Below are 26,370 nucleotides of genomic sequence, written 5' to 3' on the forward strand. Positions count from 1 at the left end.
CCGGCCGCTTCCGCGGATTCGTCGACCGTGCGATCCCCTGAGCCCGGTGAACGGCTGACGTGACCGAGCCGAACGCACCCCGACTTGTGGTGGGCGCGCTGATCCGCGACCCGTACGACCGGATCTTCGTCCAGCGCCGCTCGGCCGACCGGCGCCTCTTCCCCGGGTGCTGGGACGTCGTCGGCGGAGCAGTGGAGGAAGGGGAGTCCCTCTTGGACGCGCTCCGCAGGGAGATCGCGGAGGAGACCGGGTGGCGGCTGCGCCGCGTTCTTGCCCGGGTGGCACACGAGGAGTGGGCGGCGGACGGACTACGGCATGTCGAGTCGGACTACGTCGTCGAGGTGGACGGGGACCTCTCCTCGCCCGAACTCGAACGGGACAAGCACACCGAGTTCGCCTGGATCACGGCCGCGGAAGTCTCGCTGCTCGACGAGAACACACAGCCAAGCGGAAGCACCTTTATCAAGGACGTGGTGACCGCAGCACACGCCTGGCTCGCCGATGCTTCCGGGAAGAGCCGAAGAGTCCCCTGAATCCCCTGCGACCAAGGGTCCGATCGGGATCTCCACGATCCTTTCCTGGCTGCCCGCGTCATCCTCAGATCTTCTGCGAGGGGGATATTCCGCATGTCCAGTGACAGGTTGAAGAACGTGCGTCCGCGACCGCGAGTACTGGTGGTCGGATTTGCTGGACATCAAGGAAAGGAGTATCTGCCGATCGTGCGGGAGAATGCAGATGTCGTCGGCGGCGTCGACCCCGCCCCGGCGGCCTCATCACTCGCCGACGAATGGGGTTTCCCGCATTACGACGTCCTCGGTGAGGCACTCGACAAGGTCGAATTCGACGCCGCTGTGGTCACCGTGCCACACAGTGAGCACTTCCCGGTCTGTACGAAACTCCTGGCACACGGCAGGCACGTCATCAAGGAAAAGCCGTTCGCCGTCACCGAGCAGGAAGCCCGGCAACTGATACACCTGGCGCAACGGGCTGACCGCAGCGTCTTCACGCTGCTGCAACGGAACTTCAACCCCGTCTTCCAGTTCGCCCAGGAGAACCTCGCGCGGATCGGGGAGCCCTACTGGTTTTCCTACGACTACCACTTCAACTTGGCTCATATGACCACGGGTTGGCGCGCCGCCAGGGAGCAGGCGAGGGGCGGTGTGCTCCTCGACATGGGCTACCACCTCATCGATGTGCTCAGCGGAATGTTCCCCGGGCTCGAACTCCCCCGGGTGCACTCCGCCTTCGTGCACCACTACCAGGAGATGCGGGATCGTCGACTGGAGGATCTCGTCAGCCTCATGTGCAGCTATCCCTCAACGGGACTGACGGGCTCGCTGCGCATCTCACGCCATAACTACGAGAAGGTCGAACACCTCTGCGTGCTCGGTACGGAGGGCGCGTTGAACGTCGCCCCCGGGGTCGCCGTCCTGCATTCCATCGGAGGGCTGCCGTTGGAGAGCTACACCTGGGAAGGTCCCAAGATCGACGCCGTGCGTTCCATGATCGCCCACCATCTGAGCCATCTGGACGACCGCTACTACCGGCAGGACCACCTCCAGCGTCAACTCCTCTCCGTACGCACGATCGACGGGATCTACCGGGATCGGTTGCGCGAGCAGAACGAGTTCGCCGACCGGTGCGCCTGACCCCACCCTTCCAAGGCCCCCGGAGAGGCACGTGCCGTCGGGGGCCCGCGAGGAACTCAACCTGCGCCTCGGCGCCCGTATCACTCAGCGATGAGCATGAGCCGAATCCGCACCGCCCGGGCCCGGCGCGTCGGGCCCGGGCCCAACCGCGAAAACAGGAAGGACACATGAGCACCGCCGAGCAACTCGCCCTCCTCGGAGGCGCACCTGCCATCGAACAGCCGCTGCCGCACGAGGTCTGGCCGCCCCCCGCCGACGAGGCGGAGCTGTCCGAACTGGCCGCACAGCGGAACACCGACATCTCCATCAAGGGCAACGGCGGTCCCATCGGCCGACTTGAGGCCGACTTCCTCGCCTTCCTGAACGGTGGAGCCCGCTTCGCGGTCACCTTCAACTCCGGTACCAGCGCCCTCCTCGCCGCCTACTTCGCACTCGGTGTGCGTGAAGGCGTGGACGTCGTGGGACCGGCGCTCACCTACCATGCGGCGCTGAGTCCCGTCTTCGCGCTCCGCGGTGACGTGGTCCTGGCCGACATCGACCCCGACACCCGCGGTCTGGAGCCCACAGCACTTCAAGCCGCGCTCACGGAGCACACCAAGGTCATCACAGTCGTCCACCAGTGGGGCCACCCCTGCGACATGGATGCGATCCTGCGGATCGCCGAGCGACACGGGCTGCGCGTTCTGGAGGACTGCTCCCACGCCCATGGCAGCCGCTACAAGGGCAAGCCCGTCGGCACCTTCGGCGACGCCGCGGTCTTCTCCCTCCAGGCCAACAAGGCCGTCTACGCGGGCGAGGGCGGCATCCTCGTCACGAGCGACCCCCAGGTGCACGATCGCGCCACTCTCCTCGGGCACTACCGGGACCGCTCCCGGGACGCCGTCCTCGACGAGGACCTGCGTGCGCACTGGGTCACCGGGTTCGGGCTCAAGCTGCGCATGTCGCCGTTCAACGCCATCGTCGCCCGGCACGCGCTCGCAGCGTTCCCGGCACGCAAGGAGGCCCGGCACCGCTGTCTGCGCCACCTCGGCAGGCAACTCGGCGACGTGGCCTTTCTGGAGCCGGTACACGTTGCCGACCACGTCGACATGGGCGCCTGGTACGGCTACAAACCGCTCTACCGGCCCGAGGCACTGAGCGGCGTCCCCCGCTCCGTCCTCATCGAGGCGCTGCGCGCCGAAGGCATGGAGGTGGGCGCCCCCTCCGGCCCCCGGCTGGCGACCCTGCCGCTCTACGCCCGCCAGGAGAACCCCCTCTTCCCCGGCACGTCGAAGAAGGGCATCGCACCGGAGAGCGGCTCGCACGCAGAACATGTCGAGAAGCACGCGCTGTCCCTGCCCACCTTCACCAACTGGCCCGAGGACAAGACGCTCATCGACCAGTACGCCGAGGCCTTCCGCAAGATCGGTCGTCACCGCGAGGCGCTCGTGCGGTACGCGTCCGGCCCGAACCGATGACCCATACCACCGGAGACGCAGAGACGATGACTGTCAAGGAGTCCCCCGAGGCCGTGGCCCAGGTCCTCCAGCACGCCCTCGTGGGTGACGACCTGCCGGACTCCTTCACCCTGCTGGGGCGGGAATGGAGCCTGCACCGAGGCGTGTTCCCCAGCACCCTGAGCGCCGCCACCGAGGTGCTGGCCTCGATCGTGCCCTACCCATTGGGCGGCTCGTTCCTGGAGGTCGGCTGCGGCACGGGCGTCATCTCCGTGACCGCCGCACTCAACGGCTGCACATCCGTCACCGCGCTGGACATCAACGAAAAGGCGGTGGCCAACACGGCCGCCAACGCCGAGCGGCATGGTGTGAGCGACCGGGTGCGCGTCCTCCACAGCGACATGTACACGGCGCTGGAGCCCACGGACCGCTTCGACACCATCTTCTGGAACGTGCCCTGGACCTATGTGGAGGACGGCTTCTCGCTCTCCACCGATCTGCACTCCGCCGTCTTCGATCCGGGCTACCAGGGCCAGGCCCGGTACATCGCCGGCGCCCATGAGCACCTGGCCGACGGCGGAAGGCTGCTGCTGGGCACGGCGGACCTCGGGGACCGCGAACGGCTCGATGCCATCGCGGAGGAAGCTGGCATGCGGGTCGAACTGCTGCGCCGCGTGCGCCGGATCGAGGAGGTCCGGGTCATGGAGTACCACATGCTCGAACTGCACGCGAAGTAGTCCGGCGGCCCGTGGCGCTCCGCCCGGATCGCCATGGGCCGAGCCCCCCGAAACCCACGAGGTGTGCAGTGAGGCGCCCCATGTCACGACAGGACGATCTCGAACTGGCCCTGCAACTCGGCGATATCGCCGACCGCATCACCAGCCATCGCTTCCAGGCCCTCGACCTGAGGATCCGGGAGAAGCCGGACCGTACGCCCGTGACCGACGCGGACACCGCCGTCGAGACGGCCGTACGCGAGGCACTGAAATCCGCCCGCCCCGACGACGCCTTCGCCGGGGAGGAGACCGGCGGCTCCGTCACAGCCGGGCGCACCTGGATGGTCGACCCCATCGACGGCACCAAGAACTTCCTGCGCGGGGTACCCGTCTGGGCCACGCTGATCGCCCTGCTGGAGGACGGCCGGCCCACCGTCGGGGTGATCAGCGCCCCCGCCCTGCACAGCCGTTGGTGGGCGGCGGCCGAACAGGGCGCCTGGCTGCGGCGTGGGTCGGCCGGCAGCGCCCCCCTGCCCCTGCGGGTCTCCGGCAACACCAGTCTCGCCAACGCCTACCTGTCCACCACCAGCACACGTACCTGGGACACCTTCCACTCACGTGAGGCATACCTACACCTGGCCGAAGAGTGCTGGGAAGACCGTGCCTTCGGAGACTTCCTCCAACACTGCATGGTTGCCGAAGGAACCCTCGACATCGCGGCCGAACCGGTCGTGAACCCCTGGGACATCGCCGCCGTACAGATCCTCGTGGCGGAAGCCGGCGGTGTCTGCACCGATCTCCTGGGCACCTCGCCCCAGAACGGCACCGGCGCCCTGTCCGCCAACCCGCAGTTGCACCAGCTCGCCCTGAAAGTTCTCTCGGCGGCAGCCGATTCCGGCGCCGTCTGATCCCGGCGTCAAACTGTCAGGTCGGAAATTCGCAGAGAAACGGACCATCATGCTGATTCTTTCCCTCAAGGAAGGCCATGACGGGGCAATTGCGGCCGTCGAGGACGGGAAGCTGCTCTTCTCCCTGGAGGCGGAGAAGGACTCGTTCGTCCGCTACAGCACTCTGACCGCCGAGGTGTTCGCCGTAGCGGCGGACCGGCTGGGCAAACAGCCGGACGTCGTCGCCGTGAGCGGCTGGATCAAGGGGACCCAGGCCACCGACCAGCCCTCGCGTGCCGGGTACTTCGGTGTGGGCGAATCCGCGATTTCGGACGAGGCCGGCCGGTTCTTCGGGAAGAGCGTGCGCGTCTTCTCCTCCACGCACGAGCGCTCCCACATCATGACGTCCTACGGAATGTCGGCATTCCGTAGGGACCAGCCCTTCTACAGCCTGGTGTGGGAGGGGAACATCGGCTCGTTCTACCGCATCGACGAGCACGGGAAGGTGACCCATCTCCAGGAGGTGCTCAACTACCCGGGCAACAAGTACTCCTACGGCTTCGCGCTCGCCGACCCCAAGTACAGCTCACACGAGGAATTCGTCCGTTTCCAGGACGCAGGCAAGCAGATGGCACTGGCCGGATTTGCCGAGAACCGATCGGCGACCCCGGCGGAACAGGAAGTCATCGACTTCGTACTCGGCCAGAGGGAGGTCATCACCGGCAGCCTGAAGGACCGGATGACCGATTCCCCTTACTACAACATCGGCGTGGAAACGGACGCGTACAAGAACCTCGCCGCCCGCCTGTCGAACGCCGTCTTCGACCGGTTCTACGCATACGCCCGGGAGCATTTGACGGAGGGCCTCCCGCTGCTCATCTCCGGAGGCTGCGGACTCAACTGCGAGTGGAATCGCCGTTGGCGCGAGTGCGGGCTCTTCCCCGCGGTCTTCGTCCCACCGTGCCCCAACGACAGCGGCTCCGCGATCGGGACCGCCATCGACGCCCAGCACTTCTACACCGGGTCGGCCGGACTGGACTGGGACGTCTACGCGGGTGGCGAATTCGTCGAGGACATGGAATTCGACCCGCAGCGCTACGAAATCCGCCCGCTGCGCTACGACGAGGTCGCCCGCTACCTCCGCGACGGGAACATCATCGGCTGGGCGCGGGGCCGCTGGGAAATCGGACCCCGCGCCCTCGGGAACCGGTCGATCCTCGCCGCTCCTTTCACCGAGGAGACGACGGGCAGGCTCAACAAGATCAAGCAGCGCGAGGGATACCGCCCCATCGCCCCGATCTGTCTGGAGCAGGACGCGGGCCGCTGGTTCAGTGGAGGGGTCCCCGATCCCTACATGCTGTACTTCAGCGAGGTCGAGTCCAGCGAACTGCGGGCAGTGACGCACGTCGACGGAACGGCTCGTACCCAGACCGTCGACCCGACGGCGAACCCGGAAATAGCCGAACTGCTGACCTCCTTCGGCGAATTGACCGGATTCAGCGTCCTCTGCAACACCTCGCTCAACCATTCGGGACGCGGGTTCATCAACCGCACCAGCGACCTGATGGCGTACGGCGAACTCCACGGGCTGGATGGATATGCCGTCAATGGCACCTTCATTACCCCGCGGCGATAATGCACCCACCGCCGAATCGGTCAACTTCCGGGCGACCATCGATGGCGCCTACAGCTTCGGCAAGGGCTGGCGGCTCGAACTGGAGCAGATGGAGAGCAGCACAGACTGAGCGCACGTCGTCGTGATCGGCCAACCGCCGGCCACGACGGCCGAGGGCTCCCCCGCCCTGTCCTTACGCAGGAAGAGGAAATGGGTGGGAGTGACGCTGCTCCGGGCCGAAGCCCGCCCGGGGCAGCGCACGCGGACAGCCTTGCGGGCCTGCCGTCGGTCGTGGTTCATGGTTCAACGGCCGGCCAGCGGCCGTCGCGGAAGATCAGGCCGCTCTCCTTGATGAACGCGTTGACGAGGTGGTGTTCGTCGGCGTCGAGGCGGGGTCCGGGGACAAGGCTCGGATCCCCGTACGGGTGGCGGACCGCACGGGTCTGGGCGGCGGTCAGCAGCGGGGGCCGTGGGGGTCCGGCCAGGGTGTAGGCGCGGAGAGCGGGCAGGGCCCGCAGGTCGAGGAGGTCGCCGGCGATGGGTAAGTGGCGCAGGGTGAGTTCGTTGCGCTCGTCGCGGTGACGCGGGTGGACCAGGGCGGAGATCTCGTTGTGGTCGAGCACCCACATCCGCCGCACACCCGGAAGGGTTGCTTCTGTCGACCCTGCGGCGAGGTGACGCAACCGGTGGAACGGCCCCGCGATCATCGACGAGTACGCGAGGGGCCTGCGGAGCTACTGGCAGCCGTACCTGACAGCAATCAGGGCCGGTCGGCAGCCCGGGAGGCCGAACCCGGGGCCGAGCTTCATCCGTTTCGTGCCAGCTCCCGTTCGACGGCGTTCAGCTACAGGCAGGCTTCAACTACCTGATCAGCCAGTTCCTGAACCCCCGCACCAATGTGCGCACGGACGACTCCGGCGGCCCGATCGAGAACCGCGCCCGGTTCCTCTTCGAGATCATCGAAGCCGTCGGCGAGTCCCTCTGGCCGGCGACGAGGTGTTCCGGCACTTCCGGAAGCTCTATCAGGGCACCATCATCGCGCACGTCGGGATCGATCAGCACCGGGGCAACGCACTTCTAGCCGATGACCTGGTGGATCTCGTCGCCTACGGACAGGCGTTCATCGCCAACCCGGACCTGCCGGCTCGGTTCGCCTCCCGCGCACCGCTCGCCGAACCGAAGCCGGACCTCATCTACGGCCCGGACGTCGCTGGCTACACCGACTACCCGCCGCTGCAAGGCTGAGACGGTCGCGGCCTCGGGGTTCATGCGGGTCAACGCGACCATGCCGGTGACGATGACGTCGCAGACCTTGGCCTCGACGTCCTCCCAGGTGTGCGAGTGACCCTTGCGAGCTGCCTGCTCACGGGGGCCGGTGTTGCGCGGGGTTGACGCCGTCGATCTCGACGAGGAGGTGGCGGGGGCCGCGCAGGCTCGGACTCCCGCGGTAGGGCGGTGGGTCGGCGACGAGTCGGGGGTTCTTCAGCCGGCGTGCGAGCTCAGTGAGGGCGATCTGCGTCTCGGGACGGGCCAACGGGGCTCCGAAGCAGTAGTGGATGCCGCCGCCGAAGCCGAGGTGCTCGTTGTGCTCTCGATCGGGGTCGAAGCGGTCGGGGTCCGGGACGAAGTCCGGGTCGCGGCTGCCGGTGGCCAGTACGAGGGTGACGGGTGAGCCCTTGGGGATGGTGGTGCCGGCGACCTCGATGTCATCGAGGGTGTTCCGGTTGTTGGACAGAAACTGCACCGGTGGTTCGTAGCGCAGGAGTTCCTCGACCACCTGGGCAGCAAGATCGGGTTCGTCGCCGCCGCGTAGCCGGTCGAGCACATCGGGGTGCCGCAGGAGGGTGAGCATGCCGTTGGTGATGAGGTTGACGGTCGTCTCGTGGCCGGCGACGAGCAGCAGGGCCGCGTTGCTCAGTATCTCTTCGGGTGACATCGGCACCTCGTCGCCGTCGCCGCTGAGGAGTCCGGAGAGCAGGTCGTCGCCCCGTTGGCCGTGGCGGGTGTCGAGGAGCTGGGCGAAGTACTGGTCGACGGCGCGGGAGGAGGGCGGGAACGGCGCCGCCCGGTCGATCAACCCCTTATAGAACTCCAGCCACTTGGACTGGTTGAAGGTGACCGCCGCGGTGATGCGCCCGCGGTAGCCGTAGGCAGCGACGAACCGGCGCTGAGCCACCGATCCCTGGGCGATGACGACCTGGTCGGCATAGGTCGGCACGCCCACGGACTTGATCTCGACACCGAACTGGGTCGACCAGAACTCCGGTAGCGCCAGGTGCGGCCACCGCTCGCTCTGGGCACTGACCATGTTGTGTGCGGCGATCTCCGCCTGGGCGACCGCGTTGCCCCAGTGCTCAAGGGCCAGATACTGGTAGTCGTAGACGGGGTGGGGGCAGCGGGCCACGTCGCCGGCGACGAACACATCGTCGGAAACGACGCCGTTGACGTCGACAGCGCGGCACCCCGCATCGCACGCCGCCCCCCAGTCACCTGCCGCCAGCCCCGAGCCTTCCAGCCATTCGACGTTGCGGATACTGCCGAGCGCGGCCACCGCCACATCGACATCCAGGACGCTCCCCTCGGACAGCCGGGCCCGCCGTAGCCGCCCGTTCCCATCCCCCTCCAATGCCTCGACCTGAACACCGCACCGCAAGTCGACCCCGTGGTCACGCTGCATCTGCGCCGCGACACCGCCGATCACCGCGCCCAGCGCCCCAACCAGCGGGGTCAGCCCCCGCTCGGCGACCGTCACCGGCACACCCAGCTCACGGCAGGCGGAGGCGACCTCACAGCCGGTGAACCCGCCACCGATGACCAGCACCCGGCCCGGACCGGCATTCAGCCTTCGCCGCAGCCCGTCCGCGTCGTCCGGGGTGCGCAGCACGAACAGCCCGTCGAGCCCGGCCTCTGCCTCGTTCGGCCACGGGCGGGCCCGCACCCCGGTGGCGATGAGCAACCGGTCGAATCCCACCTTCTCGCCGTCAGCCAGAACCACCTGCTTGCCGCCCAGGTCAAGACCTCTGGCCGCGACTCCCAGCCGCCAGTGCACGCCGATCTCGTCGCGGCGGGGAAGCGCGGTCCGCCCCGCATCAGCCTGGCCCATGAGGACCTGCTTGGACAACGGCGGCCGGTCGTAAGGGGGTTGAGGCTCGTCCCCGATCACGGTCAGCGAGCCGGTGAAGCCCTCCCGGCGCAGCGTCCACCCCGCCCGCAGCCCAGCCAGGGACGCCCCGACAATGACAATACGTCCGGTGCGCCTGAACGCCTCCTCCGCGCTTTGGGCGGCCACCTGCGGCTCGGGCCCGGACTGCCGATTCCGGGCGTCCTCCCGTTCGAGGAAGATGGCCTGGACCGGGCAGGCCGCCGCCGCCCGCGCGATCTTCTCCCGCTGCGCGTCGTCCGGATCGGGGTCGTACAGCAGCGCCTCATCCCCCCGTATGGTGAACACATCCGGCGCGGCGAAGGCGCACTGTGCGTATCCCTGGCACCGCGTGAGATCAACGACGATCTTCATGTGGACGCCCCTTCCGCACCATGCGGATCGGCCGTTTCGTCACACCCCACGTCGCGTCTGCTCTCTCAGTGGAGCACAGCACGGTGAGGGCCGCATCCTGCCGCGGGTCGGCCAGCGACACTCTTGCGGAGCTGCGTCCGCATCTGCGTAGCGCCCTTGAGCGCCTGGCGGGCCAGGGCAAACTCGCCGGAATCTGGACCGCCTTGGCAGCCACAATGGTCACCATGACGCCCGTCGAGCCGTCGGAGGGCCAGAGACGGACACCCGGGCCGCCCTCGCGAATTTGCGGACGAGGCTGGAGGACGCCCGCGAGGGGCTGGTCCCCGGCATGACCTGCCACCAGGCGAAGGGGCGGGAGTGGGACCGGGTCGGGGTGAGGCTGAAGGAGGCCGACGCGGCCGCGCTCCGGAGAGGTCTCGACCCCACCGACGAGGCCCACCGCGCGCTCTACGTCGCGCTCACCAGGGCACATCACCTCAGTCTCGCGGTGTAAGAGGTCCAGGGGCGCCGACGTGTGCCGGCTGGGCCTCGTACTCGTGGGCCCAGCCGCCGCGATACTCCATCCGCAGTCGGTCAACCGTGGCCGGACCCCTGAGAACACGGCCGTTGATCGACTACCGGGACCTCGGCGTCGCCGAGGTCATGCAGATCACGGTGGCGCGGGCAGCGGGAGAGCATCGGGCAGTCCCGGATCCCGCGCTTCGTGGTTGGCGATGCCTCTTTCGGCATGTGCAGGTTCGGCAGGGTGAAGCCCGTTCCGGCAGGGCTAAAGCTGACTCGGTACTGACTTTACTGACGCTGCGTCAGGCTTGAGGTGCTGGATGTCTAGTGCCTGTCTGACGGGTTACTGGCCGGAGCCGCGGAAGAAGCTGCCGCGACGGGCGACCGGTTTGGACCTCGTTCTCCCGCCGACCGCCGGCGCCGGCCGCGGACACCATCACAGGCGTTTCCCGCACCGCCTTGCCGCTCGGCCCCGTAGGAGCTTGCGGCCGCAGATGGCAGACCGTGGCGTGGCACAGCCGCCGGAAGCCGTTGCCGGGGTGGCGCGTGTCGTCCTCCGCCTGTTCCAACACGTCGGCCTTGGGGCGCAAGTCTGGTCCGCCGGGCCAGTGGCGGCGGACGTTTCGGCGGCGGAGCAATTCGCGGCCGCGGGCGGCACCGCATCGGAGTAGGCGCTGGTCAGCGCCGTGAACAGCAAGGTCAACAGTGCCAGGACCAACAGCATGCGGCCGCGGCCGGTGCTGACGCTGTCACGCATGGAGGCCTCCCAACGCTCTTCCGTGGAAGGCATCCCCGGGGAGAGATCGGGGTGTTCGGGAGCCATCGGAATGAGTCGGCTGTTCCACTCGTTCCGGGTATGAATTGCATGTCTGAATGCAAGGGGATGAGGTCGGAGCGAGCCGGCTGTAGTGGGGCGCCGCGGAAACACAACCCGCGGATGCACAGCCGGGGCCGCTCCACCGCCACCTGCGCTGCCTGCACGGCGGGGAGGTGGCCGCGCGTCAGACGGTCTCGCGGGCGCGGGCGTAGTGGCGCGAGAAGCCCGCCAGAGGTTCGCCCTCCGCGTTCCACGGCCAGGGCGTCGCCACGCCGCCGGTGGCGCGCAGCACGGTCGCGGCATCGCTCGGCCGCGAGGCCTTGATCAGCGCGTAGGCCAGCAGGTTCAGATCGGCGAGCGCCTCCGCGTGGTGGAGGAATCCGGGGCTCGGCCAGTAGTGGGCCGCGCGGTCGAGCATGGCGACGGCGTCATGGCGGCGCCAGAACTCCCCGGCACCGAGGGCGGTCACCCCTCCGGAAGCCATGGCGCGCTGGTGGTTGCGGACGAGCGCGGTGAGCTCCAAGCCGGCCGCGGGGGCGTTCGGCGGCATGACGCGGATGCTGTCGAGCAGGTCCAGCACCTGGCCGCTGGAGCCGCACTCGTCGGGCGAGAGATACCCCAGGGCCTGGAGGTGGGCCTCCCGGTTCCACGGGTCACGGGCCTTGATCTCGCGCCAGACCGCCGACGGTTCGGTGGACGGGCGGCGCTCCAGGCGCAGCGTCGCCAGGTACACCGTCCAGGGCGTGGGGTCGGCGGGCAGCAGTTCGGCGGCGAGCCGGCAGGACTCCCGGGTCGCATCGAGGTCGATCGTGGAACCCTCCTGCCCGGCCTGGAACAGATCCGACCAGGCATGCAGCAGCACAGCGGACTGGTTGCCCGGGTTGCGTTCCCGCCAGATGCCGGGCAGCGCCCGCCCCGCGGATCCCGCGAGCACCCTCAGGCGGTGCGCCTTGCGGTCCCAGTCCTCACCGGCGTCGTCCAGGACGTCCGCCATCAAGGCCATGACAGGCGTGTCGAGGGAACCGCGGTCCCAGCACGACTCGACGCGCCGCCGGACCTGCCCCAGGGCGGTGTCGTCGAGTTCGGGTAGCAAGCGGGGGTGACTGCCTTTGCGGCGTCTGAATACGGGCATTTCCGCGATGGCCTTCCCGAGGAGATACGGGCGGGACGAAGTTCCGGCATCGTACGGGCGAGGGGTCAGCGCGCAATCGGCGGCCCGTAATCCGAGACGCGATCGGTGCCCAGGCACGTGCGGGAGCCGCGGAATGACCTTGAATGGGATGCCATTTGGGCTTTGATACCTTCATTTACGGCTTGCCGATATTGCTCATGCTCGCACCGTTCAGGTGGGGAGTGGGCTAGGCAGTTTCGTTCGGATCAGATGATCCGAACGAAACGGCCTAGGGCACCGGGGCCATGATGGGCAATCTATGCCCCGCTGGTGGGGAAGACCCAGGCAGACTGGATCCTCGTCTACGTGAGGTCAAAGGGGGCCGGGTCGTGTCGCTCCCAGATCTGGCGAGACGCCTCTTCCGGGTAGGGCAAGGTCTTCGACTCGATGTCCAGGACGCGAGTCAGCTGCCGCGCGGGCCGGTGGGCGGGCCACCCGGGGTCGCCGGCCGTGGCGAAGCGGACCCATCCCCGCTGCAGTTCCCAGGATACTGCCGAGACCTCCGGCGTTGGCCGGTCGCCGAAGAAGTACCGGCCGGCGGGGCTGTCCAACGTGCCGAACGCCAGGGGAACGTCGAGGCTGTGGCAGGCGCCCAGGACTCCGCCGGACGCCGGAGCCGCCAGTTGCAGCTCGAAGAGAAACGACGTGCCTCCAGCCGCTTGGTTCGCCTGGGCCAGCTGCAGTGAGGGCATCCGAAAGAGGGCATCGGAGTACACCAGTTCAAGCAGTTCTTCAGGGGTGGCCTGTGGGTAGGTGGCACGGTAGGCGTCGGCGCCGCCTGGTGCCGGGGCGAACAGATCCAGGGCCGTGTGGGCCTCGTCCTCGGTGAAGGTGCCCAGACGTCCCATCATGACGCTGAACAGCCGGAATTCATCGCGGGTGTGGCCGACGAGGAGCTCGATTCCGCCCGTACGGCCGCCGGCCAACGCCCTCCAGGGCGATTCGGTGAGCACCACGCCGTCGAGGACCGGGCACACGGCGACACCGATCTGCGAGAGCCGCCCCCAACTCTCGCGGTGGCCGGGAAGGTCGGCACCAAGGGCGGTGAGCTCACCGGCCAGGCGCAAGGGGTCTATGCCGGACAGGGCTTCAGCGTCAGATATCGCACCGACCCGGCCCGCAAGCGCGGCGGCGACTTCTTCCGCCAGCGCGCGGGTGCACAGCGATCCCGGCACCGAGTGCACGATGGCCCTGCGGAACAACCCGCGCGCCCGCTTCATCGTCAGCAGGGCCGCGATCGACCCCGCCCCGGCGGACTGTCCCGCCACCGTGACCTGGTCAGGGTCTCCGCCGAAAGCGGCGATGTTGCGCTGTACCCATTCCAAGGCCGCGATCTGGTCGAGAAACCCGCGATTGGCCGGGGCGCCCTCGACAAGAGCGAAACCCTCGGCTGCCACCCGGTAGTTGATGCTCACCACGACCAGGCCCGCGCTGGTCAGGGCCGCAGGGTCGTACATCGGATCGCTGGAGGCCCCCGCGATGTAGGCACCACCGTGGATCCACACCAGCACGGGCAGCCCGGCCGTCCCCAGGGCCGGGCTGCTGACGTTGAGCGTGAGCCAGTCGTTCCCGACTGAACTCTCGGCTGTCGGCCCCACCTGCGGAACCACAGGGCCGAACTCGGTCGCCTGCCTCGTCCCGTCCCACCCCTCGACCGGGGCAGGCGCCTGGAAGCACAGCGGCCCGACCGGCGGCTGCGCATAGGGGATGCCACGGAACACCGCATGCTCTCCCCGCCGGTGCCCTTCGACGAGGCCCTCCGCGGTCCGTGCTCTGGGTTGTCCGGACATGCCATGCCCTTCCTCCACGAACGGACTCCCAGCTTTTACCGGTCAACTGTAATATGTCAACTGTATGGAAACAGGGGAGGTCAACGATGCCCAAGCAGGTGGATCACCGCGAACGCCGCGAGACGATCGCCCGAGCACTGTGGCGCGTAGCGGAACAACGCGGCATCGCGCACGCGAGCGTCCGCGAAGTAGCCCAGGAAGCGGGCATCTCCCACGGCGCGGTGCAGCACTACTTCGCCACTCGAGAAGAGATGTTGGCCTTCGCCATGGACTTCGCGTCCGAACAGACATCACTGCGCGTCGCCGAAGGCGTCAGAGAACTCGGCAACCCACCACACCCCCGTGACATGCTCCGAGTGATGCTTACGGAGATGCTCCCTCTCCATCCCGACGCACGCGCGACGAGCCGGATGAGCGCCGCCTGCGTCCTGGAGGCACTCCATAACGCGAACATCCACACACGCGCACGCGACGGGTTGACTCACGGCCGCGACCTCATCAAGCAGATCGTCCGCCAGGCAATCACCGATGGCCACATCAGCCCCGACCGCGATCCGGCGACAGAGACCAACCTGCTCCTGACACTCACCGGCTTGACCCCGCTCATCGAACTGGGCGTGATCGAGCCCCAAGAAGCCCTGACCGCCGTCCACCAACACCTCAACCAACTGTTCGCCAACAAGACCTGACCGCGCCCGATCGCCGACGGTCACGCTCCGGTACGGACGGCCCAAGAACGCCAACCACGGCTGACTACCCCACACGCCCGCAGGTCGCCAACGGAGGTGTGCTTCCGGTAGGAGTGGACGCGCCCCGCGAGGGGCGCCCACGCCCCGGAGCTGTGGTCTGGCGGCGCCACAGGACGCCGTGACGGCGCGTTCGCCTCCGGCCTTTTGGAAGCCGTACTCCGTTGGCGCCCCATCGGCCCCGGTGTACCCGAATGTCTCATCGGCGTCAGGCGGGCGCACCAGTCGCGGGGAGTCCTCGGTCAGAGGAGCCTGTGGCCATCCTCCGTACACAGAGACCGTGGAAACGTGTACCCACCGGGCTGCAGCATTTCCCAGCGTGCGGGTCGCTAGGAGTACGGCGGCAGGTCAGAGCCGGAGGTGTCGATCACGGCGTCCCACGGACCGTGCCTGACAACGCGCTGAAGACCCGCCGACGACGTCCGGTCCCCATGAACCGGGGCCGTACCGGGCACGTCAGGCGCAGAACGCCCGCGAGTGGACGCCGTAACGTCCCACCCCCGTCGCAGCGCGCCGAGCACAACCTCTTTGCCCAAGAACCACGTACCGCCCAGCACCAGACATGACATACGTGCCAAGGCCGTCGGCTTCGACGATCCCCGGCAGCGCCCCGCCTTCACGCAAGGGCGTGACGTAGCGGGTCGCGATGACTTCGGTCAGCATTTCCCCAGGCTATACGGCCTTCTCCCCTGAACATCGAAGGTGTGAAGCCGGGCACATACGGAGGGGCCGCGCGGTCGCCATGACCGCCTCGCCGGACCTGGCCGCGGAATGCGGTAAGGGCTCGTCGCCGCGGGCCTGTGGTGCACGGGGCGTCAGTAGCTGACGCTGACGACCTTCCAGGGAGTCTTGGCCGAGTACGTGCCCGGCTTGAGCTTGAAGGTCGATCCGTAGCAGCCCATATCGCTGTAGAAGGTCGCCCTGAACCTGCTCTGGTGGGAGACCGGCCGGCCACTGATGGGGAAACAGCCGTGGTCTCCGGCGGTGTTCTGCTTGTACCTCTTGCCTTTGAGGTTCGGCTGGGACCAGCTGCAGATGTCGTTCTTCGGGCACTTGGTGGCCGCGTGTGCGGCGGTGGGCGCGGTGAGCGGCAGCAGGGTCATGAGCGTGGCGCAGGCCAGCGCCGAGAGGCGTGTCTTCGCGGTATCCCTCGTCCCGTCCGTGGTGAATTCCGCCTTTCCGCCCATGTGAGCACGGAGCGAGGGGCCTGCGGGGAGCCGAATTCCGGCCCCGGGTGGGCTCCGCGGGGCGTGCAGGGGCTCGGACGGAGAGCGGGACGACGCGCGGGCGCGCCGGGCTCCGCCGTGCGGAAAGGCCCCGACCGGAGCCGGGGCCTTCCACGGGTGGCGCGGGGCCGGGAGCGACAGGTCAGAACTCGTCGGCGCCGTTGCGGAGTTCCGTCGTCCAGTAACCGGTCTTCGCGACCGCGTCGTCGACGGCGATGCCGCCCTTGGGCGCCTTGACGACCTTGGAGCCCTCAGCGGGACCGTCGGGCGCGAAGAGGTTGACGTTGAAGGAGGTGACCGCGCGGTTGTCCTCGTGGGCGCCGCCGTTGTTGATGCGCACGGCCGCGTAGGCGGGGGCCCCGGCGTTCAGGACGACGGGGGTGCCCGGCTTGCTCTTGGCCACGGCCGGGACGTCCTTGGCGGTGTGAATGTCCCCGAAGGCGATCAGCGGGTACTGGAGCAGCGTGCAGGCGTGGCCCGAGGTGTTGGTGGCGGTCAGCGTGAGGTGCGTGGTGGGCACGCCGTCCTGCTTCTCGGCGGTGATCTTCACATCCTCGAAGGTGCAGGCGGGAGCCTTGCCGCCGGTCGTCTTCCCGGCCTCCGTCGACTTCTTGGCCTCGGTCTGGGCGGCCGGGGCATGCGAGTCGGCGTCCGAGGTCCGGGAGTCGGCGGCGTCCGCCTTGTCCGCATGGGCGGCGTCCTGCGTGGCAGGGGCGGAGGCGGCGTCTCCCTTGTCCTTCGTACCGTCGCCATCGCCACCGCAGGCGGTGAGGGTGAGGCTGAGGGTGGCGACGGCGGCCGCCGCGAGGACGGCAGGGCGACGGATGGCGGTACGCATGTGGACTCCCGTTTTCATGGTCTTCACGCCAGGTGCGGGCACCTGATCGACACCAGCTTGAGGGCGCGCTCTGGCGTTCCGCTGACGTGCTGCTGATGCTTTGCTGGTGTCGATCCGTGCAGTTCAGAGGGGGTGCGTGGCGCATCGGCGGAACGTGTCGGCGGTGGGCCGCGGGGCCGTGCGTTCCGCCACGCCGGGGCCGGAACATGGCCTGGGCGGGGCCCGCACCTGCGGCCGGACGAGGGCCGTCCGTTTCGTCCCGGCAGGCCGCCCGCCCTCCGCGACGAAACGGAACTGTCACACCCCTGCCATACGCTGCGGAATGACGTTCAACTCCCGTACGTTCACCGGCACATGACCCTCGGAGTAGCTCTCGATGCAAGCGGCCACACCCATCAGATCGACGCGTCCGTACGGCTCGCCGCCGAGGCCGCCGCCGCGGGCCTGCGGTCCGCGTGGTTCGGCCAGACCTTCGGCGCCGACTCTCCCCAGCTCGCGGCGATCGTCGGCCGCGAGGTGCCCGGGCTCCAGGTGGGGACGTCCGCGATCCCCATCTTCGGGCGCCACCCCCTGCCCGTCTCCAGCCAGGCGCAGACCGCGCAGGCGGCCACCCACGGCCGGTACCACCTCGGCCTCGCCCTCGGCACCAAGCTGCTGACCGAGGGCGGCTTCGGCATTCCCTTCGAACGGCCCGTCGCCCGGCTGCGGGAATTCCTCACCGCCCTCCGCGCGCTCACCGAGACCGGCGGGGCCGACTTCCACGGCGAGTTGCTGACCGCGACGACCCCGATACCGGCGCGGGTGCCAGGCGCCGAGGCGGGCGTGCCGCTGCTGGTCGCGGCGATGGGGCCGCAGGCATTGCGGGTCAGCGGCGAACTGGCGGACGGCGTCCTGCCCTATCTGGCCGGGCCCCGGGCCCTGGCGGAGCACATCGTTCCGGCGGTGACCGCCGCGGCGGAGGCGGCCGGGCGCCCCGCACCGCGGATCGTGGCGCTGGTGCACGGCGTCGTGACCGACGATGTCGACGCCGTCCGCGCGAAGATCACCGAGAAGCTCGCGTTCTACGAGCAGTTCCCCTCGTACGCCCGTGTCATCGGGCTCTCGGGCGGCCGCCGGGCCGCCGATGTCGCAGTGATAGGTGACGAGCGCACGGTCGCGGAGGAGGTACGGCGCTACCACGACGCAGGCGCCACGGAGGTGGTGTTCGCCGGTACGGAAAGCGCCGGTGACGCCGACCGCCGCCGCACCTGGCAACTCCTCGGCGAACTGGCGGGCGGGCCGGTCACCAGCGGCTGACCTGCGTCGGAGCGTACGCCGGGCCGGGCGCCACCGGGCCGCTTCCGCGGGCTCAGAACTGCCGCAGATGGTCGCGGAGCCGACGCGCCACCTGGCCCATGAGGGCCTCGGCCCCCGGCTGGGCGCTCGCCGGGACCAGCGACTCGGTGAGGACGGCGACCGCGAACATCTGGCCGTCGGCGTGCTCGACCACGCCCGCCTCGTGCCGGAGGTTGAGCAACGTACCGGTCTTGGAGGACCAGGTGGTGGCGTCGGAGCTGAAGTCCGGGGCGAGGCGGTGGCGGAGCAGATGGTGGCTCATCAGCTCCCGTACGCGCGCGGCGACATCCGGTGGGATCGCCGAGGGCGTCCACAGCGCCTGGAGCAGGTCGGCGTAGGCGCGGGCGCTGCCGGTGTTGGCGCGGGTGGTGTCGAGCTGCGGCACGCGGTGGCCGCGGCCGCTGGTGCCCGCGTCGATGGCGAGGGAGTGCGCCAGATGGGCCTGCCCGGCGTCGAACCGCTCCTCCGGCGTCTCGGACAGCTCCCGCATCCCGTGCCGGACGGTGATGCCGACGAGGCCGAACTCCTGGAGGATCGCGGCGACCCGGGCGGGCGGGGTCAGGCCGAACAACGCGTCGGCGGCCGTCCCGTCGCTCACGCACGTACTCAGGTAGAGCAGATCGTCGAGGGCGATCCGTACGGGGTGCCGGAAGCGGCTCAGCCCGGTGGGGCCAGGCGTGGTGATCCGGCCCGGCGCCACGTCCAGCATCGTCGCGCCGTTGAGTTCGCCCCGCCGGATGCGCTCGACCGTCGCCAGCGCCAGCGGCACCTTGACCAGGGAGGCCACGGGCAGTTGAGCGTCCGGCTCGATCCCCAGCTCCTCGCCCGTGTGCAGATCACGGACGAGGAGACAGCCATGGAGGCCGCCGTCGTGCAGGTCGCGCCGCAGTTCGCGCAGCAACGCTTCGGTACTCATGGGCGGCTCCGGGCGGTAGGGGCGGGGACGGCGGGGCGTTCCGGTCGGTGGGGGCCGGGCGGTGTTGCGGTGGACGGGGCGGCGTCGGACGGCCCGCCGAGGAGATGGTCAGGTACCGGTCTGCGCGGGACGGTTCGAGGGGCGCGTCCGAACGGTCCGGGCTCCGCGGCCGTTTGCGGTCCCGGCCCTCATGAGTCCGTCCCGGTGCCGGTGGCACGGTCGGCGCCGAGGCAGCGGGCGAGGGCGTCGCCCAGGCGTGCCTCCATGTGTCGGCCGCTGCCCTCTGCGGCGGCGAGCGCGTAGCCGCGGGCGAGCGTGATCCCGCCGAGCGGCCGCCAGTGCAGTGCCAGCTCCGCGGCCTGCGCCGGGGAGCAGAGCAGCAGGTCACGGCTGGTCAAAACCTCCGCTGCCGCCGTCGTCAGATCCGCTGCGGTGACGAGCTGGGCGGGGCGCAGCCCCACCGCGTCCCGCAGCCGGGTGAGCGGATCGCGGATGTGCGGTACGTCGTCCTCCGGCTGGATCCAGACGCACCGGGCCGGGCCGGTGGCGGCGCGGCCGACCCGCAGTGTTTCGAGGTGGACGCGGCGCGGGCCGGAATCGTCGGCGGCGGCGAGGCCGAGCGGCACCGTCCAGGTCGCGCCGTCCGGCGGCACGGCGAGCACTCCGGCACGCACCTGGTGGGCGTGGAGGAGTTCCTGCCGCCGTGCCGGGGCCTCGGGACGCAGGTCGAGGGTGACGCCGTGCCCGCGCGCCTCGGCGACGAGGCGGGCCCGGTCGGCGGTCGGGCAGATGGCGGGCACCGCGAGCCGCCACGGCCGACGGCGCGCGGCCTCCGCCTCGTGCAGCAACACATCGGCGGCCTGGACGAGTTGCCGGGCAACGGGGAGCAATTCGCGGCCGAACGCGGTCAGCACGGCCCGCCGCGCGGTGCGCTCGAACAGCTTCTCCCCGAAGTGCTCCTCCAACGCGGCCACCCGGCGGCTCGCCACCGACTGGGACATCCGCGCGGCGGCCGCCCCCACGGTGAAACTGCCGCGCTCGCTGACGCTGACAAACGCACTGCACGCCCCCACGAGATCCACGCCGGGACTCTATGCCAGATCGGCATGGAACCGCGCGTCGGCGTATTGGACCGCATGACGGGCGGGGGCAACAGTGGTCGTGCAATCCCGATCACCCACCGGGACGGGCCTGCCCGTCCCCGATGCGCCCTGCCCGCAAGGCGCCAGGAGGTCAGACCATGCAACCGTTCCGTGCCCGGGATGCCGTTCGCGGCGCGCTCGCCACGCTTCTCCTCATCCCGCTCGTCGCCTGCGGCACCGGCAGCGCCGAGGCGGAGGCATCGGCGCCGTCCGCGAGGGTCGCACCGTCCCACACCCGGCCGTTCGCCCACGACCTGCGGCAACTGGAGCAGAAGTTCTCCGCTCGGCTGGGCGTCTACGCCATCGACACCGGCACCGGCCGTGAGGTCGCCTACCGTGACGGCGAACGCTTCCCGTTCAACTCGACGTTCAAGGCACTGGCCGCCGGGGAGGTCCTGAAGCAGCGCACGCTGAGCGGGATGAACGAGGTGGTCAGGTACTCGCAGGACGATCTGGTCCCCAACTCCCCCGTGACGGAGAAGCACGTCGGGGCCGGGATGACGCTGCAGGCACTGTGCGACGCCGCCGTCCGCTACAGCGACAACACCGCCGCGAACCTGCTGTTCGACAAGCTCGGCGGCCCCAAGGGCCTCAACGCGGCGCTGAAGAAGCTGGGCGACCAGGTGACGCGGATGGAACGCCCCGAACCGCTGCTCAGCACCTGGGATCCGAAGTCCACCCGTGACACGACCACACCCCGGGCCCTGACCAAGGATCTGCGCGCCTACGTCCTCGGCAAGGTGCTGCGCCCGGCGGAGCGCACACAGCTCACCACCTGGCTGCGGACCAACACCACGGGCGACACCCTCATCCGGGCCGGTGTGCCCAAGAGCTGGGTGGTCGGCGACAAGACCGGCATGGGCAGCAACTACGGAACCCGCAACGACATCGCCGTCCTGTGGCCCGCACACTCCTCCCCGATCGTCGTGTCGATCCTGTCGAGCCACGGCGCGGAGGACGCCACCCCCGACGACAAACTCATCGCCGAAGCAGCATCGGTGGTCGCCCGCACGTTGAAGTAGCCGGACGCGGCGGGCAGGTGACGCCGGGCGGGGCTGCGCCGTGAGGAACGCAGTCCCGCCCAGGGCCGGACCGTCGGCAGGGCACTGTCCCGGACCGCTCACGGACACGAGGCGCTCACCCCGGGAACGATCACCGGGCCCATCCGGAGAGCGGCGGTGCGGCTCCCTGCCCTACGGGTACCAGGGCGGACGCCCACCGGCGACCCACCGGCTCAGCGTCCGACCGTCGACGAGACGCAGCGGCTGGTCGAGTTCGGCGTTGGCCCGCCGCGCATCCTGCGTAAAGTCGCTGGTCGTCACGATGAGCGCGGTATCGCAACGGTGGTAGGCGCGGTAGGTCCCGTTGACCGCGTAGACGACGGGCGCACCGACCCGGTTACCCGCCGCGAACCGCTTGCACTGGACCGCGATCCGACGGCCGTCGGTGAGCTGTACGAGGACATCGAGCGCCCGGTCGTTGGCTCCGCCGGACACCGTGGCGGCACGGACCCCCGGATCGCGACGCGCGAGATCCGCGACGGCATGCTCGAACTGGCTCCCGCTCATGTGCTGATATGCGGCGATGCTGTGGGTGCCACCCGTACGAGCATCAGCACGCACCCTCAACTCCCCGAAGCCGCCGCGCATCCGGTGGACGGTCACGACCACCCCGAGTACCAGAACCGCCAGAAGGCCACAGACGACGGGATGGGCCCGGACCGTCGTGATGACGACGATGAGCGCCCCCACACCGACGACCAAGCGCCCCAGGGTGACCTCACGCCTCAGCCGCCGCACAGTACGCCGCCGGGCCCGCGCAACCGGCCGACGACGAACGGCGGAGGGCCGTCGCGCACCGCCGGTCCGATGGCTACGGGTCGAGGAACGTCGTCGTGCCGGTGCAGCCATCGGTCTCCCCGGTTCGATGGGGGCGGGTCGCATCGAGGCCGGCGCCCGCCAGGCAATCCCTGCAGTGTGCTGGGACTACGGGCCCGGCCGGTGCAGAGCCCGGCATGTTGGCCGGTTGTCGTGCTCGGCCGAGCGGGTCGTCGCCCTTGTCAGCCCCTCGCGTCCAGCTGAGCGGCGCAGTCGTCGTGGATGTGCACCATGAACTCGGCGACCGGCCGCCCGCCCACGGGATCGACATACCGCGGGCGATGGTGGCCCGGATGTGCGCCGAGGAGGGCGGCATGCGATCGGCGTGACGATCGGGGGCTTCTCCACGACGACGGTGGACGGCATGTTCTCCGTCTTCTCCGTCGTCTACCTGGTCCTCAACACGATCATTCATCTGACGCCCCAGGCGGAGCAGGCCGCCTGTTTCCGCAGCGCCCTCCTCCCCTCTCGTCCTGACGACTGTTCTGTCATCGAGGTCTCAGTCCCGGAGCTACGCCGCCTGCCGCCTGCTGCCTGCTGCCTTCAGACCGCCGTGCTGTTCCAGGGCAGCCTGACGCGCTGGGCATACGGCCTATTTTCCACCCCGCACAGGACTTACCCCTCCGCTCTCAGTCGGCCTCTGCGGGCCTTCCCAGCACGCCATCACGTCATCGGTCCGAGTCACCGTGGCCACCAGGGCCAGGGAGTGACGGACCAACGCCGGTACGTACGCGGCCGGCACACCCGCGATCGCGTCCTCGGGTACCACCACCACATATCCGGCGTTGACCGCGTCGAACACAGCATTCGGGATCGCCACGTTCGCCGACACTCCCGTGATCACCACCGTGCGGCAGCCGAGGTTGCGCAACAGGGCATCGACATCCGTACCGGCCAGCGGCGACAGACCATGCAGCCGCCGCACCACGAGGTCGCCCTCCGAAACCGCTATCGGCGCGGCGATCCGAGCCGCGGCCGTGCCGACGACCTGCTGTACGGGCAACCGCTCGGCGGCCCGGAACAGCCTGGCGTTGCGGCTGGCGCCCCGGCCGTCCGGGCGCCGTACCGCGAGCGCATGCATCACCTGCACCCCGGATCCGTGCGCCGCGGCAACCAACCGCGCCACATTGCTCAGCGCTCCCGACTCCTGTGCGGCCATGGCTAGTTCCGGCAGTGCACTGTCCGTCCCCACAACGCCCTGCTGGCACTCCACCGTGAGCAACACCGTCGTCGCCGGGTCCACCTGCGCCAGGAGCCTCGCGTCCGCCGCCATCCCGCCCCACCCTCTGCGCGTTCAGCGACCTCCGGACCGGAGCTCCCGACCGGCCGCGCCCGCCGACCGGCCCCACCGGAGACCTACCGCATGCCCTTGCATCCGGCCTCGCGCGCAGCAATCATTCCTGACGACTCATCAGTTTTCAATTGACAAGGATCCAAGGATCAACGGCACAAGGAACGCCGCATCGTTACCAAAGGGAACTCGATTCGGTAAAGGGACACCAGCCACCTGCCGGTCGGCACAGCCCGGCCTGGCAATCGGTCCACCCTGGCCCACGGATGTACCACGCTCCACTGCGACCACCCGGCCAAGCTTCGGCCGCCCTGGCGCACCCCCGATTCCTTTCGGGCGAGATCAAGCACGGATGTCACGGACTCCCCGACCACCCCCAATCACGGCACGGTGCACCTCAAGCCGACGGCGACGACGGAGGCAACTCACATGACGGAGACCACGAAAGACGGCGGCACGGCTGACACGCAGCGGCACGGGCGTCGGATCATGATGACGGCCGACGAACGCGATGCCTTTCTCACCGTGCAGCGGACCTGCCGCGTCGCCACCGTGAGCGAGAACGGCGCTCCCCACATCGGCGCACTGTGGTTCGTCTGGGACGACACGGCGCTCTGGCTGTATTCGCTCACCCGCAGCAAGCGCTGGAGGCAACTGCGGAACGACCCCCGGCTCTCGGTGGTGATCGACGACGGCGAGGCATACGGAGAGCTGCGTGGCGTCGAACTGTCCGGCCGGGCCCTCTTCGTCGGGGAGGCACCGCGCACCGGCCAGCCGTGCCCGGAACTCGACGTCCCGGAGCGGTTGTTCGCGTCCAAGTACTTCGACACGGAGAGCATGCCGCACGACGGCCGGCATGCCTGGCTGCGTCTCGTACCGGACTCCGCCGTCTCGTGGGACTTCCGGAAGATGCCGAGGGGCTGATCGCACCGGACCTGCTCCGGCCGGTGCGACCGGCGGACCGGCCGTGACGAACTTGCGCTGCGTCGCGCCCACTTCTCCCCCTGCTTCCGTCCCGTCCAAGCGTGTTGCTGGTTTCATCTCGGCTGTTGTCATGCCTTCACGTTAGGTTTCGTCGCTGCTGTCCGTAATCGGGGAAATCCCTTATCCGGCTCGGGGATCTCCCTGACTCACCCCCGAGCCGACGTGGGCGACGAGCCATGCCGGAAAAGCGCGGGCGTCGGCCCGTGCATGCGATGTCAGTGGTCTCTGCGAGAGTGGACGGGTCAGCTCAACAGGACCGGTCCGCGCCGTGTCGGCCGCGGGTCGGCGGGCAGCTGCGGCCCTGTGCGGCCGGGCGCCGACAAGGATGGAGGAGTTGCGGTGAACGTGTTCTTCCCCGCGCTGCGTGACGGTTCTTCCGCGCCCGCGCTGCGCTTCGGCGACCGCACGCTGAGTTATCGCCAACTCGCCGCAGTCGCCGTACCGCTCGCCGAACGTCTCGGCGGCCGAACGCGCGTCGCGGTGTGGGCGACCCCGACTCTGGAGACGTCGGTGGCCGTGGTCGCGGCACTGCTGGCCGGGGTGCCCGCGATTCCTGTGAACCCCAAGATCGGGGCGAGCGAGTTGGCGCACATCGTGGCCGACAGCTCCCCCGATCTCGTCCTCACCGAACCGGGCGCCGTACTGCCCGACACGCTCGCCGCACTCCCCCGCCTCGACGTCAGGACCGCCACCGTCGAGCAGGCGTCCCTGCAAGAGGCGGATGGCCGGGGCATCGCGGAAAGCGGGCTGACGGACGGACCGGAACGGACGCCGGAGTCGGGCGCCTCGGCGCCGCCAAAGGTGCCGGTGCTCCCGCACGAACCAGGGGACGAGGCCCCGGCGCTGATCGTCTACACCTCCGGCACCACAGGGCCGCCCAAGGGTGTGGTGCTCCCCCGCCGGGCCGTCACGCACACCCTCGACGCGCTGGAGGACGCCTGGCAGTGGACGGCTGACGACGTACTCGTCCATGCTCTTCCGCTGTTCCACGTCCACGGCCTCATCCTCGGCGTCCTGGGGCCGCTGCGGCGCGGCGGCAGCCTCCACCATCTGGGCCGGTTCACCGCGGAAGGCGTGACCCGCGGCCTGTCCGACGGCGGGACGATGCTGTTCGGTGTTCCGACGATGTATCACCGTCTCGCCATGGAGGTCGATGACGATCCGGCGCTCGCCGCGGCCCTGGGCGCCGCCCGGCTGTTGGTCTCCGGGTCGGCGGCGCTGCCGCTGACCGACCACGAACGCATCACCGCGGCGTGCGGGCGCCGCGTGATCGAGCGGTACGGCATGTCGGAGACGCTGATGAACACCAGCGTGCGGGCGGACGGCCCCCCGGCCACCGGCTCGGTCGGTGTGCCGCTGCCCGGCGTCTATCTTCGCCTGGTCGACGAGGCGGGTCAGGACGTCGCGGGGTCCGACGGCGAGACCGTCGGCGAAATCCAGGTGCGCGGCCCGAACCTCTTCGTCGAGTACCTCAACCGCCCGGACGCTACCGCCGAGGCGTTCGACGGCGGGTGGTTCCGCACCGGCGACGTGGCGGTGCGGGACGCCGAGGGCAATTACCGCATCGTCGGCCGGAAGGCGACCGATCTCATCAAGAGCGGCGGATACAAGATCGGCGCCGGTGAGATCGAGAATGCTCTGCTGGCGCATCCGGCAGTGGCCGAGGCAGCCGTCACCGGTGAGCCGGACGACGACCTCGGCGAACGGATCGTCGCCTGGGTGGTCATGGCACCCGATGCCGCGCGGCCCTCCGCCGATGAGCTGTCCGACCACGTCGCCCGCCAGTTGGCCCCGCACAAACGCCCGCGTACCGTGCATTTCCTGAACGCCCTGCCACGCAACGACATGGGAAAGGTCCTCAAACGCCAACTGGGTACGTGACAGCTCCGCCCAAAAGGCCCCCCGGTGCGGCATCTGCC

Annotated in this window: 27 protein-coding genes and 2 pseudogenes; 16 read left to right on the forward strand and 13 right to left on the reverse strand. The window is 69.4% G+C overall.

What is annotated here, in order from left to right; all coding sequences use genetic code 11:
• Positions 1-59: 59 nt before the first annotated feature.
• The 7 genes from OG422_RS01985 (at position 60) to OG422_RS02015 (ending at position 6,433) form a co-directional block, all read left to right on the forward strand.
• Positions 60-533: an NUDIX hydrolase gene (locus OG422_RS01985; RefSeq protein ID WP_405738955.1), complete on the forward strand. Its 474-nt coding sequence runs from the start codon at positions 60-62 to the stop codon at positions 531-533.
• Positions 534-626: 93 nt separating this feature from the next.
• On the forward strand, positions 627-1,649 hold the full coding sequence (locus OG422_RS01990; protein WP_405738958.1) for a Gfo/Idh/MocA family protein: 1,023 nt from the start codon (positions 627-629) through the stop codon (positions 1,647-1,649).
• Between the two features lie 167 nt (positions 1,650-1,816).
• Positions 1,817-3,106 carry a DegT/DnrJ/EryC1/StrS family aminotransferase gene (locus tag OG422_RS01995; RefSeq protein WP_405738961.1) on the forward strand — a complete coding sequence of 430 codons (1,290 nt, stop codon included), beginning with the start codon at positions 1,817-1,819 and terminating at the stop codon, positions 3,104-3,106.
• Between the two features lie 26 nt (positions 3,107-3,132).
• Positions 3,133-3,822 carry a methyltransferase gene (locus tag OG422_RS02000; RefSeq protein WP_405738964.1) on the forward strand — a complete coding sequence of 230 codons (690 nt, stop codon included), beginning with the start codon at positions 3,133-3,135 and terminating at the stop codon, positions 3,820-3,822.
• An 80-nt stretch (positions 3,823-3,902) separates the two neighbouring features.
• Entirely contained in the window at positions 3,903-4,709 is an 807-nt protein-coding gene (gene hisN / locus OG422_RS02005) for a histidinol-phosphatase (RefSeq protein ID WP_405738967.1), read from the forward strand.
• Between the two features lie 49 nt (positions 4,710-4,758).
• Positions 4,759-6,324 carry a carbamoyltransferase C-terminal domain-containing protein gene (locus OG422_RS02010; protein ID WP_405738970.1) on the forward strand — a complete coding sequence of 522 codons (1,566 nt, stop codon included), beginning with the start codon at positions 4,759-4,761 and terminating at the stop codon, positions 6,322-6,324.
• Positions 6,296-6,433 carry a hypothetical protein gene (locus OG422_RS02015; RefSeq protein WP_405738973.1) on the forward strand — a complete coding sequence of 46 codons (138 nt, stop codon included), beginning with the start codon at positions 6,296-6,298 and terminating at the stop codon, positions 6,431-6,433. Before OG422_RS02010 ends, OG422_RS02015 begins: the two co-directional genes overlap by 29 nt.
• 166 nt (positions 6,434-6,599) lie before the next feature.
• Here OG422_RS02015 and OG422_RS02020 read toward each other — a convergent pair whose 3' ends face one another.
• Positions 6,600-6,941, reverse strand: coding sequence for a hypothetical protein (locus tag OG422_RS02020; protein WP_405738975.1), 342 nt, complete (start codon positions 6,939-6,941; stop codon positions 6,600-6,602).
• A 230-nt stretch (positions 6,942-7,171) separates the two neighbouring features.
• Between OG422_RS02020 and OG422_RS02025 the strand changes: the two genes are divergently transcribed.
• On the forward strand, positions 7,172-7,384 hold the full coding sequence (locus OG422_RS02025; protein WP_405747600.1) for a hypothetical protein: 213 nt from the start codon (positions 7,172-7,174) through the stop codon (positions 7,382-7,384).
• Positions 7,300-7,548, forward strand: a complete 249-nt coding sequence (locus OG422_RS02030; RefSeq protein ID WP_405738978.1) for a hypothetical protein — start codon at positions 7,300-7,302, stop codon at positions 7,546-7,548. Before OG422_RS02025 ends, OG422_RS02030 begins: the two co-directional genes overlap by 85 nt.
• 118 nt (positions 7,549-7,666) lie before the next feature.
• On the opposite strand, the gene OG422_RS02035 is transcribed toward OG422_RS02030, so the two are convergent.
• From OG422_RS02035 to OG422_RS02045, 3 genes and pseudogenes are all read right to left on the reverse strand, one after another.
• The gene (locus OG422_RS02035; RefSeq protein WP_405747602.1) at positions 7,667-8,281 is read right to left on the reverse strand and encodes a cytochrome P450; all 615 of its coding nucleotides are present in this window, start codon (positions 8,279-8,281) and stop codon (positions 7,667-7,669) included.
• A gap of 48 nt (positions 8,282-8,329) precedes the next feature.
• Positions 8,330-9,592, reverse strand: a pseudogene (locus tag OG422_RS02040) (NAD(P)/FAD-dependent oxidoreductase); the annotation flags it as partial.
• A 60-nt stretch (positions 9,593-9,652) separates the two neighbouring features.
• Positions 9,653-9,817, reverse strand: a pseudogene (locus OG422_RS02045) (ferredoxin); the annotation flags it as partial.
• 193 nt (positions 9,818-10,010) lie between these two features.
• Here OG422_RS02045 and OG422_RS02050 point away from each other — a divergent pair.
• Positions 10,011-10,310, forward strand: coding sequence for an ATP-binding domain-containing protein (locus OG422_RS02050; protein ID WP_405747604.1), 300 nt, complete (start codon positions 10,011-10,013; stop codon positions 10,308-10,310).
• A gap of 1,009 nt (positions 10,311-11,319) precedes the next feature.
• Here the strand turns inward: OG422_RS02050 and OG422_RS02055 are convergent.
• Both OG422_RS02055 and OG422_RS02060 read right to left on the reverse strand, forming a co-directional pair.
• Positions 11,320-12,228, reverse strand: coding sequence for a hypothetical protein (locus OG422_RS02055; protein WP_405738981.1), 909 nt, complete (start codon positions 12,226-12,228; stop codon positions 11,320-11,322).
• Positions 12,229-12,608: 380 nt separating this feature from the next.
• Positions 12,609-14,096 carry a carboxylesterase/lipase family protein gene (locus OG422_RS02060; protein ID WP_405738984.1) on the reverse strand — a complete coding sequence of 496 codons (1,488 nt, stop codon included), beginning with the start codon at positions 14,094-14,096 and terminating at the stop codon, positions 12,609-12,611.
• Positions 14,097-14,182: 86 nt separating this feature from the next.
• Here OG422_RS02060 and OG422_RS02065 point away from each other — a divergent pair, with 86 nt between their 5' ends.
• Positions 14,183-14,785, forward strand: a complete 603-nt coding sequence (locus tag OG422_RS02065) for a TetR/AcrR family transcriptional regulator (RefSeq protein WP_405738987.1) — start codon at positions 14,183-14,185, stop codon at positions 14,783-14,785.
• A 513-nt stretch (positions 14,786-15,298) separates the two neighbouring features.
• Here the strand turns inward: OG422_RS02065 and OG422_RS02070 are convergent.
• The 3 genes from OG422_RS02070 to OG422_RS02080 form a co-directional block, all read right to left on the reverse strand.
• Positions 15,299-15,505: a hypothetical protein gene (locus OG422_RS02070; protein ID WP_405748078.1), complete on the reverse strand. Its 207-nt coding sequence runs from the start codon at positions 15,503-15,505 to the stop codon at positions 15,299-15,301.
• A gap of 152 nt (positions 15,506-15,657) precedes the next feature.
• Positions 15,658-16,029: a peptidase inhibitor family I36 protein gene (locus OG422_RS02075; protein WP_405738989.1), complete on the reverse strand. Its 372-nt coding sequence runs from the start codon at positions 16,027-16,029 to the stop codon at positions 15,658-15,660.
• A 181-nt stretch (positions 16,030-16,210) separates the two neighbouring features.
• A complete protein-coding gene (locus OG422_RS02080) occupies positions 16,211-16,906 on the reverse strand; it encodes a DUF4232 domain-containing protein (protein ID WP_405738992.1) in 696 nt (231 codons plus the stop codon).
• 354 nt (positions 16,907-17,260) lie between these two features.
• On the opposite strand from OG422_RS02080, the gene OG422_RS02085 reads away from it, so the two are divergent.
• Positions 17,261-18,202 carry an LLM class F420-dependent oxidoreductase gene (locus OG422_RS02085; RefSeq protein ID WP_405738995.1) on the forward strand — a complete coding sequence of 314 codons (942 nt, stop codon included), beginning with the start codon at positions 17,261-17,263 and terminating at the stop codon, positions 18,200-18,202.
• Between the two features lie 52 nt (positions 18,203-18,254).
• On the opposite strand, the gene OG422_RS02090 is transcribed toward OG422_RS02085, so the two are convergent.
• Together OG422_RS02090 and OG422_RS02095 are read right to left on the reverse strand one after the other, a co-directional pair.
• Entirely contained in the window at positions 18,255-19,157 is a 903-nt protein-coding gene (locus tag OG422_RS02090) for a serine hydrolase (protein ID WP_405738998.1), read from the reverse strand.
• 188 nt (positions 19,158-19,345) lie between these two features.
• Positions 19,346-20,239, reverse strand: coding sequence for a LysR family transcriptional regulator (locus tag OG422_RS02095; protein WP_143941545.1), 894 nt, complete (start codon positions 20,237-20,239; stop codon positions 19,346-19,348).
• A gap of 158 nt (positions 20,240-20,397) precedes the next feature.
• On the opposite strand from OG422_RS02095, the gene bla reads away from it, so the two are divergent.
• Complete coding sequence (gene bla / locus OG422_RS02100) at positions 20,398-21,321, forward strand: class A beta-lactamase (RefSeq protein WP_405739001.1); 924 nt, start codon at positions 20,398-20,400, stop codon at positions 21,319-21,321.
• Positions 21,322-21,492: 171 nt separating this feature from the next.
• On the opposite strand, the gene OG422_RS02105 is transcribed toward bla, so the two are convergent.
• Positions 21,493-22,062, reverse strand: a complete 570-nt coding sequence (locus OG422_RS02105) for a restriction endonuclease (RefSeq protein WP_405739004.1) — start codon at positions 22,060-22,062, stop codon at positions 21,493-21,495.
• Between the two features lie 293 nt (positions 22,063-22,355).
• Here OG422_RS02105 and OG422_RS02110 point away from each other — a divergent pair, with 293 nt between their 5' ends.
• Positions 22,356-22,505 carry a hypothetical protein gene (locus OG422_RS02110; RefSeq protein ID WP_405739007.1) on the forward strand — a complete coding sequence of 50 codons (150 nt, stop codon included), beginning with the start codon at positions 22,356-22,358 and terminating at the stop codon, positions 22,503-22,505.
• A gap of 263 nt (positions 22,506-22,768) precedes the next feature.
• On the opposite strand, the gene OG422_RS02115 is transcribed toward OG422_RS02110, so the two are convergent.
• Positions 22,769-23,449: an isochorismatase family protein gene (locus tag OG422_RS02115; protein ID WP_405739010.1), complete on the reverse strand. Its 681-nt coding sequence runs from the start codon at positions 23,447-23,449 to the stop codon at positions 22,769-22,771.
• Positions 23,450-23,896: 447 nt separating this feature from the next.
• Here OG422_RS02115 and OG422_RS02120 point away from each other — a divergent pair, with 447 nt between their 5' ends.
• Together OG422_RS02120 and OG422_RS02125 are read left to right on the forward strand one after the other, a co-directional pair.
• Positions 23,897-24,391, forward strand: coding sequence for a pyridoxamine 5'-phosphate oxidase family protein (locus tag OG422_RS02120; RefSeq protein ID WP_405739013.1), 495 nt, complete (start codon positions 23,897-23,899; stop codon positions 24,389-24,391).
• A gap of 399 nt (positions 24,392-24,790) precedes the next feature.
• On the forward strand, positions 24,791-26,332 hold the full coding sequence (locus OG422_RS02125) for an acyl-CoA synthetase (protein ID WP_405739016.1): 1,542 nt from the start codon (positions 24,791-24,793) through the stop codon (positions 26,330-26,332).
• Positions 26,333-26,370: the final 38 nt, after the last annotated feature.

The organism is Streptomyces sp. NBC_01525 (genome assembly GCF_045040405.1).
GTDB lineage: Bacteria > Actinomycetota > Actinomycetes > Streptomycetales > Streptomycetaceae > Streptomyces > Streptomyces benahoarensis.